General features: G+C 60.5%; 13 protein-coding genes. 3 read left to right on the forward strand and 10 right to left on the reverse strand.

The genetic code is table 11. From position 1 onward, the window contains the following. Positions 1–52: 52 nt before the first annotated feature. Positions 53–595 (reverse strand): hypothetical protein, encoded by a 543-nt coding sequence (locus tag BSK43_RS05900; RefSeq protein ID WP_077471366.1) that lies wholly within the window; start codon positions 593–595, stop codon positions 53–55. Between the two features lie 196 nt (positions 596–791). Between BSK43_RS05900 and BSK43_RS05905 the strand changes: the two genes are divergently transcribed. From BSK43_RS05905 to BSK43_RS05915, 3 genes are all read left to right on the forward strand, one after another. Then, positions 792–1,844, forward strand: coding sequence for a 3-oxoacyl-[acyl-carrier-protein] synthase III C-terminal domain-containing protein (locus tag BSK43_RS05905; RefSeq protein WP_077471365.1), 1,053 nt, complete (start codon positions 792–794; stop codon positions 1,842–1,844). Then, positions 1,844–2,341 (forward strand): isoprenylcysteine carboxylmethyltransferase family protein, encoded by a 498-nt coding sequence (locus BSK43_RS05910; RefSeq protein WP_077471446.1) that lies wholly within the window; start codon positions 1,844–1,846, stop codon positions 2,339–2,341. Before BSK43_RS05905 ends, BSK43_RS05910 begins: the two co-directional genes overlap by 1 nt. A gap of 118 nt (positions 2,342–2,459) precedes the next feature. Next, on the forward strand, positions 2,460–3,707 hold the full coding sequence (locus BSK43_RS05915) for an FAD-binding oxidoreductase (protein WP_077471364.1): 1,248 nt from the start codon (positions 2,460–2,462) through the stop codon (positions 3,705–3,707). Positions 3,708–3,715: 8 nt separating this feature from the next. Here the strand turns inward: BSK43_RS05915 and BSK43_RS05920 are convergent, their stop codons facing one another. The 9 genes from BSK43_RS05920 to BSK43_RS05960 form a co-directional block, all read right to left on the reverse strand. Next, the gene (locus BSK43_RS05920) at positions 3,716–4,243 is read right to left on the reverse strand and encodes a gluconokinase (RefSeq protein WP_077471363.1); all 528 of its coding nucleotides are present in this window, start codon (positions 4,241–4,243) and stop codon (positions 3,716–3,718) included. A gap of 74 nt (positions 4,244–4,317) precedes the next feature. Next, positions 4,318–5,271: a peptide ABC transporter ATP-binding protein gene (locus tag BSK43_RS05925; RefSeq protein WP_077471362.1), complete on the reverse strand. Its 954-nt coding sequence runs from the start codon at positions 5,269–5,271 to the stop codon at positions 4,318–4,320. Beyond that, on the reverse strand, positions 5,268–6,284 hold the full coding sequence (locus tag BSK43_RS05930; protein ID WP_077471361.1) for an ABC transporter ATP-binding protein: 1,017 nt from the start codon (positions 6,282–6,284) through the stop codon (positions 5,268–5,270). Before BSK43_RS05930 ends, BSK43_RS05925 begins: the two co-directional genes overlap by 4 nt. Then, positions 6,284–7,177 carry an ABC transporter permease subunit gene (locus BSK43_RS05935; protein ID WP_077471360.1) on the reverse strand — a complete coding sequence of 298 codons (894 nt, stop codon included), beginning with the start codon at positions 7,175–7,177 and terminating at the stop codon, positions 6,284–6,286. The genes BSK43_RS05930 and BSK43_RS05935 overlap by 1 nt, the downstream gene beginning before the upstream one ends. 9 nt (positions 7,178–7,186) lie before the next feature. Continuing rightward, a complete protein-coding gene (locus BSK43_RS05940) occupies positions 7,187–8,191 on the reverse strand; it encodes an ABC transporter permease subunit (RefSeq protein ID WP_077471359.1) in 1,005 nt (334 codons plus the stop codon). A gap of 88 nt (positions 8,192–8,279) precedes the next feature. Continuing rightward, on the reverse strand, positions 8,280–9,875 hold the full coding sequence (locus BSK43_RS05945) for an ABC transporter substrate-binding protein (RefSeq protein ID WP_077471358.1): 1,596 nt from the start codon (positions 9,873–9,875) through the stop codon (positions 8,280–8,282). A gap of 342 nt (positions 9,876–10,217) precedes the next feature. Next, positions 10,218–10,706 (reverse strand): iron-responsive transcriptional regulator RirA, encoded by a 489-nt coding sequence (rirA, locus tag BSK43_RS05950; protein WP_068396983.1) that lies wholly within the window; start codon positions 10,704–10,706, stop codon positions 10,218–10,220. A 186-nt stretch (positions 10,707–10,892) separates the two neighbouring features. Next, positions 10,893–11,240, reverse strand: coding sequence for a VOC family protein (locus BSK43_RS05955; RefSeq protein WP_077471357.1), 348 nt, complete (start codon positions 11,238–11,240; stop codon positions 10,893–10,895). 143 nt (positions 11,241–11,383) lie between these two features. Next, positions 11,384–12,880 carry a CoA-acylating methylmalonate-semialdehyde dehydrogenase gene (locus tag BSK43_RS05960; RefSeq protein WP_077471356.1) on the reverse strand — a complete coding sequence of 499 codons (1,497 nt, stop codon included), beginning with the start codon at positions 12,878–12,880 and terminating at the stop codon, positions 11,384–11,386.

The following is a 12,880-nucleotide window of genomic DNA, read 5'->3' on the forward strand; positions in this document are numbered from 1 at the left end:
ATATCCCTCGCAAAGCTCCCTGCTTGTCGTCAGCGGTGAACCGAACCGGGCCTCAAAGGCTCGACGGATTCAGGATCGCGGCGTGGAGGTCACGGTATTCCTCGCACGTCGTGTTGCCGCAGAGCGCCTTGATCGTGTTCAGCTGATCCTTGGCAAGGTCCATCTGGCCCTTGATGACATAGGCTTCGCCGAGATATTCGCGCACCAGCGAGTATTTCGGGTCCATGGCGACGGACTTGGTGTAGTAGGAAATACCCTCATCCGTGCGGCCAAGCTTGCGGGTGGCATAACCGCGATAGTTCAGCGCTTCAGCCGTGTTCGGGTTCTTCATGGTATCGAGAACCGCCAACGCTTCCTGGTAGCGATGATCCTTCTTGGCCAGCGAATAGGCATAATCGGCGCGGTTTTCGTCGGTGATATTGGCGCCCTGCTGCTTCACGCATTTCTTGGACTTCTGGTCGTAGATCTCGCCTTTCTTGCAGGTCGGCGTCGTGCTCGAATCGTCGCCGGCTGCAAAGACCGGAACGGCGAACGCGCTGAAGGCAAGGCCTGCGCCGAGGGCGATGGAAGCCAGGCGGAATGCATTGGTGGTCATGGAATGTCTCCTTGGCAAAATGGACGTTGCGAGGAGAGAACACACCGTCTGCCGCTTTTATTCGAATTGCCCAATAATATTTTCTGCGCGCACATCCCCGGCTACCGTCACTCTTTCGTGACGCCCGTGCATCGAATAGATATCGATCGTTGCGTGTTTCACTCCGCATGCCCTCCAAGGGCCGCAGGAGAAACCCGTGATCGATACCGTCAAACTTCTAAGCCTCGCCGTCGCCACCCCGGACAACATCATCCTCCAATCGGACGCCGCGGAGACGGCCGGCCGATTGTTTTCCGAGCGCTTTCGCGACTTCAAATATCTGGCCCGTGTGTTCGACAGCGCCGGCATCCGCAAGCGTCACGCGGCACGGCCGCTTTCCTGGTTCGAACAGCCGCATGGCTGGCAGGACCGCATGAGCGCCTATACCGAAGTCGCATCCGATCTCTTCCGGCAGACCGCGACAAGAGCGCTCAAACGCGCCGGCCTGGAAGCCCATCAGGTGGATTGCATCGTCACCGCGTCTTCGACAGGCGTTGCGACACCCAGCCTTGAAGCGAGGCTCGCCGGCGAGATGGGCTTTCGCTGCGATATCGAGCGGGTGCCGGTCTTCGGGCTCGGCTGCGCGGCTGGCGTCTCAGGTCTTGCCATTGCCTCGAAGATGGCAAGGAGCCGGCCGGGCGCCGTGGTTCTCTTCGTTGCGATTGAGCTTTGCTCGCTGGCCTTCCGTCTGGATGAGCTGACGAGGCCCAACATCATCGCCACGGCCCTGTTCGGCGATGGGGCGGCTGCCTGCGTCCTGAGAGCGGGAGACGGCGGCATCGCCGAGATCGAATCGACGGGCGAACATCTCTTCCCCGACAGCCTCGGCATCATGGGTTGGAAGATCGACGATACGGGCTTCGGCATCATCCTCGAACAATCCCTGCCGGTCTTTGCCGAGACGCATCTGAGAGCCGCCATCACGGGCATTCTCGACCGCGCCGGGCTTTTGCTTTCCGACGTCGATCGTTTCATCTGCCATCCCGGCGGCGCCAAGGTGCTTGCAGCGCTGGAAAGTGCACTCAGTCTTGAGCCCGGCTTGCTCGATATCGAACGCGACGTGATCGGCGACTACGGCAACATGTCGTCGCCGACGGTGCTGTTCGTGCTGGAGCGGGCGATCGCCGCCGGATTGCCGGCGCGCTCGGCATTGCTTGCGATGGGCCCGGGGTTCACGGCGAGCTGCATCACCCTGAGGAGGGTCGCATGATGCTGTGGCCATCGATCGCGCTTCTGAGTTTCGTCACGCTGCAGCGGCTCGCCGAACTGGTCTATGCCAGGCGCAACACCGCCGCCCTCCTTGCCCGCGGCGCACGGGAATATGCGGGCGCGCACTATCCTTTCATGGTGGCGATGCATGCGGCCTGGCTGATCGGCCTGTGGTTGCTCGCCATCGGCCGGCCGGTCGATCCCCTCTGGTTCATCCTATTCATGCTGCTGCAGGGATTGCGGCTTTGGGTGCTGGCGACGCTTGGGGAGCGTTGGACGACGCGCATCATCATCTTGCCCGGCGCGCCTCTCGTGACGAACGGGCCCTATCGTTTCCTCAGTCATCCCAACTATGCGATCGTCGTCGGCGAGATCGCCGTGCTGCCGCTTGCCTTCGGCATGCCGCTCTACGCTGCGATCTTTTCCGTGCTCAACGGCATCATTCTTATCATCCGCATCCGCGCCGAAAACGCGTGCCTGAAACAGAGTGTAACCTGACCGCATTTTTCATTTGCTCCGCTGAAATTTGGCAGGCATTTTCGATGCTTAGTTCACGTCCCCGTTAGGAAAAGAGAGCCGTGCGGCAAAGCAATGAGCATGCGGATAGCAGGGTAAAATGACAAAGGACGCAATCGTACTCGGCGCCGGCATCGTCGGCGTTTCGACGGCAATCCATCTGCAGCGGCGGGGGCGCCAGGTCGTCCTCGTCGACAGGAAGGAGCCGGGCCGGGAAACGTCCTTCGGCAATGCCGGCCTCATCCAGCGCGAGGGCGTGGTGCCCTATGGCTTTCCGCAGCAATTCGGCCTGCTGCTGCGCTATGCCTTCAACAACCGCGTCGACGCGCATTATCACCTGCGCGCCCTGCCTTCGCAGATTGCTTTCCTTGCCCGCTATTGGTGGAATTCCAACACCAAGCGTCATGAGATGATCTCGCGTGCCTATGCGCCCTTGATCGAACATTCGGTCAGCGAGCACCATGACCTCATCGAGGCCTCGCACGCCGAGGAGCTGATCCGTAAGAACGGCTGGGTGGAAGTGTTCCGCACAAACGAAAAGCGCGACGCGGAGTTTGCCGAGGCCGAAAGGCTCAACCACGAATTCGGCATTGGCTACGACGCCTTGACCAGCGCGGAGCTAGCGGCGGCGGAGCCACATCTAAGAGGCGGCTTTGCCGGTGCCTTGCGCTGGCGCGACCCCTGGTCGGTACTCGACCCGCATGGGCTGACATCGGCCTATCGCCGTTATTTCGAAAGCATCGGCGGCCGCGTGACCACAGGGGATGCTGTCTCGCTCGGGCGGGCCGGATCTGCCTGGAGAATGGTGACGGCGGACGGCTCGATCGAAGCGGAAGATGTCGTCGTGGCGCTCGGTCCCTGGGCCGATCTGGTGACGAAGCGCTTCGGCTATGCCTTTCCGCTCGGTGTCAAGCGCGGCTATCACATGCACTATGGCGCCGAGGGCAATGCCGTCCTCAACAACTGGACGCTGGATGCCGAACGCGGCTATCTGCTGGCGCCGATGAGCCGCGGCATACGACTGACGACCGGAGCCGAATTCGCGCGGCGCGACGCGCCGAAGACGCCGGTGCAGCTCGACCGGGCCGAGGCTGTCGCTCGTAGTGTTTTCCCGCTTGGTGAACGGCTCGATCCGGAGCCCTGGATGGGCGCCCGTCCCTGCACGCCCGACATGATGCCGATCATCGGCAAGGCGCCACGTCATGACGGACTATGGTTCGCCTTCGGCCATGCGCATCACGGTCTGACACTCGGTCCCGTGACCGGCCGCGTACTCGCCGAGCTCATAACCGGCGAGAAGCCCTTCATCGATATTTCGGCCTATGCGCCTGACCGGTTCGCGCCCTGAACGCGAGCCTAGCGAATTGCCGCGAGAGCCTTGATGGAGGCGTCGACAATGCCGTCGATCGTATCGTCGATATCGATGGTGACGACGCCCGGCTCGCCGGTCGGCACTTCCAGCGTCTGCAATTGGCTTTCCAATAGCGAGGCCGGCATGAAATGGCCCTTGCGCTCGCCCATGCGCTTGGTCAACAGTTCCTTGGAGCCATCGAGATAGACGAAATAGAGATGGCCGCCGGCAGCCGCCCGCAGGCGCTCGCGATAAATGCGCTTTAGCGCCGAACAGGAGACGGCGATCCCCTCGCCCTTGGAAAGGCTCGCCGCAATCTCCTGGCCGATCTTTTCGAGCCACGGCCAACGATCCTCGTCGGTTAGCGGAATGCCCTTGCTCATCTTCTCGACATTGGCGGCAGGATGCAGCGCGTCACCTTCGATGAAGTGCACGCCGAGCCGGGCCGCCACGCCCTCACCGATCGAGGTTTTACCGCTGCCGCTCACGCCCATGACGATGAGGGCAAGTGGAGTGTCTTGATTGTTGCGCATGGAGACCGTCCGGAACGAATGGATTCAATCGGGCGAGGCCGGTCTGGCCAGACACGCCCGATTCGCAACTTGGATCAATCCAGCGGAAAGAAACAGGAAAATTTATGCGTTCCCTCGCCCGTCAATTCCGGCTCGACCTGCCGACATTGCTCCTGAGCGCGCCAGCAGCGCGGGTTGAAGTGGCATCCTTTCGGCGGGTTGAGCGGCGATGGCAGCTCGCCCTGCAGACGGATGCGGTTCTTCTCGCGTTCCGGATCGGCGATAGGCGTCGCAGACAGGAGAGCGGCGGTATAGGGATGGCGTGGGCGGTTGAACACCTCTTCGGCCGTGCCTGTTTCGACCGGGCGGCCGAGATACATCACCATCACGTCGTCGGCGATGTGGCGGACCACCGACAGGCCGTGCGAGATGAAGAGATAGGCGAGGCCCATCTCCTTCTGCAGGTCCATCAACAGGTTCAGCACCTGTGCCTGGATCGACAGATCGAGCGCGGAAACAGGCTCGTCGAGAACGAGCACCTTCGGCCGCAGCATGAGGGCGCGGGCAATGGCGATGCGCTGACGCTGGCCACCGGAGAACATATGCGGGTAGCGGTCGTAATGTTCCGGACGCAGGCCTACGCGTGCCATCATCGCCTCAGCCTTGCTGCGGCGGGTGGCGGCATCGTCATCAGTGTTGATCTTCAATGGCTCCTCAAGGATGGAGCCTACCTTCTGGCGCGGATTGAGCGAGCCATAGGGGTTCTGGAAGACGATCTGCACGGCGCTGCGCAGGCTGCGGTCGCCGAGCTTTGCCGGCTTGCCATCAATCAGCAGTTCGCCGGCCGTCGGATGTTCGATCATCGTCACCAGGCGGGCAAGCGTCGACTTGCCGCAACCGGACTCGCCAACGACGGCGAGCGTGCGGCCCGACTGAAGGCTGAAGCTGACGCCGTTCAGCGCCTTGACGGTCGCCTCCGGTTTGAAGCTGCCGCGCTTGACGGTGTAGAAACGGGCGAGATCGCGCCCTTCGAGAACAGCGCCGGTCATGCGGCACCTCCTGCTGCTTGCGTGGCGGCAATACCGGGATGGCCGAGCGGCTTGCCGTGTTCCAGCGGATAGTTGCAAAGGGTTCTGCCCAGAGCGACATCCTGGCGCGTAACGCCCTTGTCGCATTCCGGCGTGGCAAAGGAACAACGCGGCGCGAAGAGACAGCCCGTCGGACGATCATGCTGACCGGGGACGACGCCGGCGATGGATGGCAGGCGTTCACCGACCACGGCACGCTCCGGCAATGCCGAAAGAAGCGCCGCCGTATAGGGGTGATGCGGATCGCGGAACAGGGCCTTGACCGGCTGTTCCTCGACCTTCTGGCCGGCATATTGCACCTGCACGCGCTCGGCCGTTTCGGCAACGACGCCCATGTCATGGGTGATGAGCACCAGCGCCATGCCCTGCTCCTGCTGCAGGCGCACGAGCAGATCGAGGATCTGCGCCTGGATCGTGACGTCGAGCGCGGTGGTCGGCTCGTCAGCAATCAAGAGCTTCGGATTGCAGGCAAGCGCCATGGCGATCATGACGCGCTGGCTCATGCCGCCCGACATCTGGTGCGGGAAGTTCGACAGGCGATCTTCCGGCGCAGGGATGCCGACGAGATTGAGGAGCTCGATCGAGCGCTCGCGCCGTGCCTTGCGGTCGAGACCCATGTGGATGCGCAGGGTTTCGCCGAGTTGGAAGCCGACCGTGAAGCACGGATTGAGGCTCGACATCGGCTCCTGGAAGATCATCGCCATGTCCTTGCCGATGATCTTGCGGCGCTGACGCGAGGAGATGCCACGCAGATCCGTGCCATCGAAGGTCATCCGGTCAGCGGTGATCTTCGCCGTCCACGGCAGAAGCCCCATCATGGCGAGCATGGAGACCGACTTTCCGGACCCGGATTCGCCGACGATCGACAGGATTTCGCCCTTGTCGCACTGGAGCGAGACACCGTCGACTGCCCGGAACAGACCGGACGAAGTCTGGAATTCAACGGTGAGATTTTCAATATCGAGAAGTGCCATTACGACCTCTTCAGCTTCGGGTCGAAGGCATCGCGCAGGCCATCGCCCATCAGATTGATGGCGAGAACCGTGATCAGGATGCAGAGACCGGGAAAAGTGACAAGCCAAGGGTTGCTTAGGAAGAATTCGCGCGAATCCGCGAGCATCGTGCCCCATTCCGCCGTCGGCGGTTGGGCACCCTGACCGAGGAAGCCGAGCGCTGCCGCATCGAGAATGGCGGACGAGAAGGCGAGCGTCACCTGCACGATCAGCGGCCCAAGACAGTTGGGCAGGATCGTCTTGAACATCAGCCGAAACGACCCAGCTCCGGCGACGCGCGAGGCGATGACATATTCCTTGTCGCGCTCCGCCATGACCGAGGCGCGGGTCAAGCGAACGAAATGCGGCTGGTAGGTAATGGCGATGGCTATCATCGCATTCGTGAGCCCGGCTCCGAGGATCGCCACCAACACGAGGGCGAGCAGCAGCGAGGGGACGGCGAGGATGATGTCCATGACGCGCATGATGATGGTGTCCGTGTAGCCACGGACATAGCCGGCGACAAGGCCAATCAGGACGCCGACGATCGCGGAAACCGAAGCGACGACGAGGCCGATAAACAGCGAATACCGCGTGCCATAGATGAGGCGCGACAGCAAATCGCGGCCAATGGCATCCGTACCGAGCAGGAAGCTGCTGTTGCCGCCTTCCGCCCAGACCGGCGGCAAGCGCTGCAGGTTACTGCCGTAAGCGGCGTCAGGATTATGAGGTGCGACGACGCCGGCGAAGATCGCCAGCAAGAGAACGAAGACGAAGATCGCAAGACCGATCACAGCGCCCTTGTTACGAGAGAAATAGTACCAGAACTCCGCAAGAGCGGAGGGGCGGTCGGATTTGACACTAACCGTGCTCATGGGCCGCTCCTAGTGACGAATGCGTGGATTGATGAAGCCGTAGAGCAGGTCGACAGCGAGATTGACGGACATGACAATGCCGGCAATCAGCAACAGACCACCCTGCACCACCGGATAATCGCGCTTGGTGACGGCATCGATCATCCATTTGCCGATGCCCGGCCAGGAGAAGATACTCTCCGTCAGGATGGCGCCGCCAAGCAGAACACCGGTCTGCAGGCCGATCGTGGTGATGACGGGGATCATGGCGTTGCGCAGCGCATGCACCGACACGACGCGCAGCGGCGACAGGCCCTTGGAGCGGGCGGTGCGGACATAGTCTTCACCGAGCACTTCCAGCATCGCCGAGCGCGTCTGACGGGCGATGACGGCAAGCGGGATGGTGCCGAGAACGATGGTCGGCAGGATGAGCGAATTGAGAGCGGACCAGAAGGCACCCTTCTGGCCGGAGAGCAGGCTGTCGATCAGCATGAAACCAGTGATCGGCTTGAAGAAATAGATGAGGCCGATGCGGCCGGAAACCGGCGTCCAGTGCAGATAGCCGCTGAAGAAGATGATCAGCAACAAGCCCCACCAGAAGATCGGCATGGAAAAGCCGACAAGAGCCACGCCCATGACGCTCTGGTCAAACCATGTACCTCGTTTGACGGCGGCGAAGACACCGGCCGGAATACCAAGACAGGCTGCCAGGATCATGGCGCAGAGCGATAGCTCCAGCGTTGCCGGAAAGAAGGTGAAGAAGTCGGTCAATACGTCACGCTTGGTGGTGATCGAGGCGCCGAAGTCGCCGTGCACGACGTTCCAGAGATATCTGCCGTACTGGACGATCATCGGCTGGTCGTAGCCGAGATCATGCGAAATCTGCGCATGGCGTTCCGGCGACATGACGCGTTCGCCCGACAGCAGCATGACAGGATCACCCGGAAGCAGGCGAATGAGCGAAAAGGCGACAATTGAGACGCCGAGGAATGTCGGAATCAAGACCGCAAGGCGGCTGAAAAGAAATCGCAACATGACAGTTGTCCAAATTTTTCCGGCGGCCAGACAATGTGCCTGACCGCCGGGTCGCCCGGCCTAGCCGGGCATTCTCACAGATTTTTCGTTATTCGGCGATATCGACGCCGTCGAAGCGGTGAACACCAACCGGATCCTGATGGTAGCCGGAGACATTCTTCGTCATCGGGATGAACTCTTCCGAATGGTCGATGGTCATCCACGGTGCTTCGCGCTTGAAGACAACCTGGGCCTGTTCGTAGAGCTTGGTGCGCTCCTTGATGTCAGCCGTCTGCTTGGCCTTCTTCACCAGATCGTCGAATTCCTTGTTGCACCACTGTGCGCGGTTGTTGCCGCCGACGGCATCGCAGCCGAGCAGGGTGTCAAGGAAGTTGTCCGGGTCGCCGTTGTCGCCGGTCCAGCCGAGGATCGCCGCGCCATCGCGGTCCTTCGCGGCGGAAAGCTTCAGGTACTGAGCCCAGTCATAGGTAACGATCTCGACCTTGACGCCGATCTTGGCAAGGTCTGCCTGCATCAGCTCGGCAGCACGACGAGCGTTCAGCATGTAGGGACGCGACACCGGCATCGCCCAGATCTTCATGCTGAGATCCTTGACGCCAGCCTTTTCAAGCAGCTTCTTGGCTTCTTCCGGCTTGTAGGCGTCGTCCTTCACTTCCTTGTTGTAGGACCACATGGTCGGCGGGATCGGGTTGGTTGCAACCGTGGCCGAACCCTGGAAGACGGCGTCGACGATGGCCTGCTTGTTGACAGCCATGTTGATCGCCTTGCGGACTTCAACCTTGTCGAAAGGAGCAACCATCGTGTTGTAGGCGAGGTAGGACACGTTCAGACCGGCCTGCTCGAGAACCTTGAGGTTCTTGTCGGCCTTGAGGTCCTTGATGTCAGCTGCGTTCGGGTACGGCATGATGTTGCATTCGCCGGACTTCAGCTTCTGCGCGCGGACGGATGCATCCGGCGTGATCGCAAAGACGAGATCGTCGATCTTTTCCTTGCCCTTGAAGTAGGTTTCGTTGGCCTTGTAGCGGATGACGGCATCCGGCTGATAGGCGACGAAAGCGAACGGACCGGTGCCGAGCGGCTGCTGGTTCATCTGCTCCATCTTGCCATCGGCCTGCAGCTTGTCTGCATATTCCTTCGACAGGATCGAGGCGAAGTCCATTGCGAGGTCGGCGAGGAACGGAGCTTCCGGACGGTTCAGGACGAACTTGACCGTGAGGTCGTCAACCTTGTCGATCGACTTGATGAGCTTCGGGAAGCCCATGCCATCGGCATATTCATAGGAGCCGCCGGCGACATACTTCGCCCATGGATTGTCGGTGCCCAGCTGACGGCTGATGGAGAAAATGACGTCATCGGCGTTGAGGTCACGCGTGGGCGTGAAGGAATCGCTCGACTGGAACTTCACGCCCTTGCGGAGCTTGAAGGTGTATTCCTTGCCGTCGGGGGAAACGGTCCAGCTTTCAGCGAGGCCAGGCTCGATCTCGGTGCTGCCGTGCTTGAATTCGACGAGGCGGCTGTAAACGGTACGCGAAGAGGCATCGAAAGTATTGCCTCCGGTGTACAGGCCCGGGTCAAAGCCTTCCGGCGAGCTTTCCGAGCAATAAACAAGTGTTTTCGACCAGGCGGACGTTGCCATGACCGAAGCCAGGGCTGTCACTGCCAGCAGGGCAGAAATCTTTTTCATGATATCGTTTCCCAGATTTGTTATTCTTTTGAAACCGTGGACACCCCATAGGTTCCCATTCGGATCGCGCCGATGGAACTTTATTTTAAGTTTGAAAGCAACAAGCGCCGCCTAAATTTTTTCCAAATTGTAGAGTTTGGAAATTTTCAGACGAAAAAACCTCTGGATTGGTAATATTCTGCCGAAATTTTGCGTGATTTTATCAGATTCAGGATGATTTGACGCTTTCCCATCGCGATCCGTTCATCATCCACTGCCCGGATACGAGGCAATAAAAACAAAAATCCGCGGCTGCCGACAGCAACCACGGATGGAAAGCATCAAACGATTGAACGCGGACGATCAGGCCGCGGGTGCAGTGATCGACGGCTTCTTGGCGATCACCCGGTGATCCACATCCGTCAGGCCGAGCAGGAAGTTGATCTGCGGGCGCGCCTTGACGAGATCATCGATGGAATATTCGGTCAGAACATCGAAGAACGCATTCAAGGCCTTGCGCAGCGCCGAATTCAGACCGCAGCTATCGACCAGCGGGCATTCCACGACGCCGTCCTCGAAGCATTCCGCCATGGCGAAGCTATCTTCCGTTACGCGAACAACGTCGAAGAGGCTGATCGCGGTTGCCGCTCTGCCGAGGCGAACGCCGCCGTTGCGGCCGCGAACGGTTTCAACGAGGCCGGCCTTTGTCAGCGGCTGCAGGATCTTGAACAGGAAGAGCTCGGAGACGCCATATGCCTTCGCGATCTCCGGGATGCGACTCAGATGGCCGTCATTGGCAGCGCAATACATCAACATGCGCACTGCGTAATTGGTCTGTTTCGTCAAGCGCATGCCGATCTCCTGGAATCGAGGCTGCTTAGGGGGTCGGATGGTATATAGTGGCTTTCTTAGTTTTGAACAATTCCAAAATATGAAATTAATATTCACGTATTTCGAGAGCCCGGGTACCGCACTCATTCCGCACAGCAGGCCTATACCGCTCACAATGGAGGCGCAGCGGCGCCTGAGCTGAAGCGCTTAAGGCACGGCAATCCAGACCGCCATTTCACAACCACCCGGTTCGCGGAAATGAAAGCGCCGGCCGCCGGGGAAATCAAATGCGGGGCGGGTTATGACACCGCCGGCAAACTCGACCGCGCGCTGGGCGGCTTCCAGATCGGTGGTGCGGACCACGGGCAAGGGTGCGCCCGCCGCCTCCCCGGCATTCCCGTCAATACCGGCATCTATGCCGGCTGCTTCGATCACGTGGTAGGTCGGCCCATAGCTGATGAAGCTCCAGTCAAAGGCTTCCTCGAAGAAGCGCCGGGTCTTGAGGCCATCTTTCGACGGAAATTCGAGATAGTCGATCTGATAGGTCGCGGACATCAACGGCCCTCCCATTGTTCTCGTTTTGTTCTAATCCAAAACGACGATACAGACAAGATCACTCTATCGAAAACCAATGCAATAAAAACCGCCGCCCGCAAATCTGTCGGGCGACGGTCGATGCCAGTCTAAAATCGCGACGCTTATTTCATCGTCGGCATGACGAATTCAGCACCGTCCTTGATGCCGGACGGCCAGCGGGCGGTAATCGTCTTGGTGCGCGTCCAGAACTTGATCGAATCCGTACCGTGCTGGTTGAGATCACCGAAGCTGGAAGCCTTCCAGCCGCCGAAGGAGTGATAGGCGAGCGGAACCGGGATCGGAACGTTGACACCGATCATGCCGATGTTGATGCGCGAGGCGAAGTCGCGGGCGGCATCGCCGTCGCGGGTGTAGATGGCAACGCCGTTGCCATATTCGTGCTTCATCGGCAGCTCGAGCGCGTCTTCATAGTTCTTGGCACGCACGACCGACAGAACCGGTCCGAAGATCTCGGTCTTGTAGATGTCCATGCTCGGCGTGACGTGGTCGAACAGCGTGCCACCGACAAAGTAGCCGTCTTCATACCCCTGCAACTTGAAGCCACGGCCGTCGACGACGAGCTTGGCGCCTTCCTCGACGCCACGGTCGATCAGGCCGGTAACGCGGTTGTAGGCATCCTTGGTGACGAGCGGGCCGAGATCGGCCTTGTCGTCGGTATAGGGGCCGATGCGCAGGGATTCGATCTTCGGCACCAGCTTCTCGACGAGACGGTTGGCGGTATCCTCGCCAACAGGCACTGCGACGGAGACCGCCATGCAGCGCTCGCCAGCCGAGCCGTAGCCGGCACCCATCAGGGCGTTGACGGCCTGATCCATGTCGGCATCCGGCATGATGATCATGTGGTTCTTGGCGCCGCCGAAGCACTGGGCGCGCTTGCCGTTCATGGCAGCCGTGCCATAGACGTAGCGGGCGATCGGGGTGGAGCCGACGAAGGAAACGGCAGCAATATCCGGATCGGTCAGGATGGCATCGACGGCGGTCTTGTCGCCGTTGACGACGTTGAGGATGCCGGCCGGAAGGCCTGCTTCGATCATCAGCTCGGCAAGGCGGAGCGGCACGGAGGGGTCACGCTCGGACGGCTTCAGGATGAAAGCGTTGCCGCAGGCGATCGCAGGCGCAAACATCCACATCGGGATCATGGCCGGGAAATTGAACGGCGTGATGCCGGCGCCAACGCCGACTGCCTGGCGGATGGAGTACATGTCGATCGCCGGGCCGGCGCCTTCGGTGAACTCACCCTTGGCGAGATGCGGAATGCCGCAGACGAATTCGCAGACTTCCAGGCCGCGAATGAGGTCGCCCTTGGAATCCTCAACCGTCTTGCCATGCTCCTTGGAAAGCAGGGTCGCCAGCTCGTCCATATGCTGGTTCAGGAGCTCGACGAACTTGAAGAAGACGCGAGCGCGGCGCTGCGGATTGGTGGCGGCCCATTTGGGCTGCGCTGCCTTGGCATTTTCGACGGCGGCGCGGAGTTCCTCGACGCTGGCGAGCGAGACGGTCGCCTGCACTTCGCCGGTTGCCGGATTATAGACGTTGCTGGTGCGTCCGCTCGTGCCGGCGACGTGCTTGCCGCCGATGAAATGACCGATCTGTTGCAT

This window comes from Rhizobium sp. P44RR-XXIV, assembly GCF_001999485.2.
Classification (GTDB): domain Bacteria; phylum Pseudomonadota; class Alphaproteobacteria; order Rhizobiales; family Rhizobiaceae; genus Rhizobium.

What these genes read in the sequence shown, in the direction of transcription:
- BSK43_RS05900 (WP_077471366.1), bottom strand. Translation starts at nt 595, where the DNA reads ATGACCACCAATGCATTCCGCCTGGCTTCCATCGCCCTCGGCGCAGGC.
- BSK43_RS05910 (WP_077471446.1), top strand. Translation starts at nt 1,844, where the DNA reads ATGCTGTGGCCATCGATCGCGCTTCTGAGTTTCGTCACGCTGCAGCGG.
- BSK43_RS05915 (WP_077471364.1), top strand. Translation starts at nt 2,460, where the DNA reads ATGACAAAGGACGCAATCGTACTCGGCGCCGGCATCGTCGGCGTTTCG.
- BSK43_RS05920 (WP_077471363.1), bottom strand. Translation starts at nt 4,243, where the DNA reads ATGCGCAACAATCAAGACACTCCACTTGCCCTCATCGTCATGGGCGTG.
- BSK43_RS05925 (WP_077471362.1), bottom strand. Translation starts at nt 5,271, where the DNA reads ATGACCGGCGCTGTTCTCGAAGGGCGCGATCTCGCCCGTTTCTACACC.
- BSK43_RS05930 (WP_077471361.1), bottom strand. Translation starts at nt 6,284, where the DNA reads ATGGCACTTCTCGATATTGAAAATCTCACCGTTGAATTCCAGACTTCG.
- BSK43_RS05935 (WP_077471360.1), bottom strand. Translation starts at nt 7,177, where the DNA reads ATGAGCACGGTTAGTGTCAAATCCGACCGCCCCTCCGCTCTTGCGGAG.
- BSK43_RS05940 (WP_077471359.1), bottom strand. Translation starts at nt 8,191, where the DNA reads ATGTTGCGATTTCTTTTCAGCCGCCTTGCGGTCTTGATTCCGACATTC.
- BSK43_RS05945 (WP_077471358.1), bottom strand. Translation starts at nt 9,875, where the DNA reads ATGAAAAAGATTTCTGCCCTGCTGGCAGTGACAGCCCTGGCTTCGGTC.
- rirA (WP_068396983.1), bottom strand. Translation starts at nt 10,706, where the DNA reads ATGCGCTTGACGAAACAGACCAATTACGCAGTGCGCATGTTGATGTAT.
- BSK43_RS05955 (WP_077471357.1), bottom strand. Translation starts at nt 11,240, where the DNA reads ATGTCCGCGACCTATCAGATCGACTATCTCGAATTTCCGTCGAAAGAT.
- BSK43_RS05960 (WP_077471356.1), bottom strand. Translation starts at nt 12,880, where the DNA reads ATGCAACAGATCGGTCATTTCATCGGCGGCAAGCACGTCGCCGGCACG.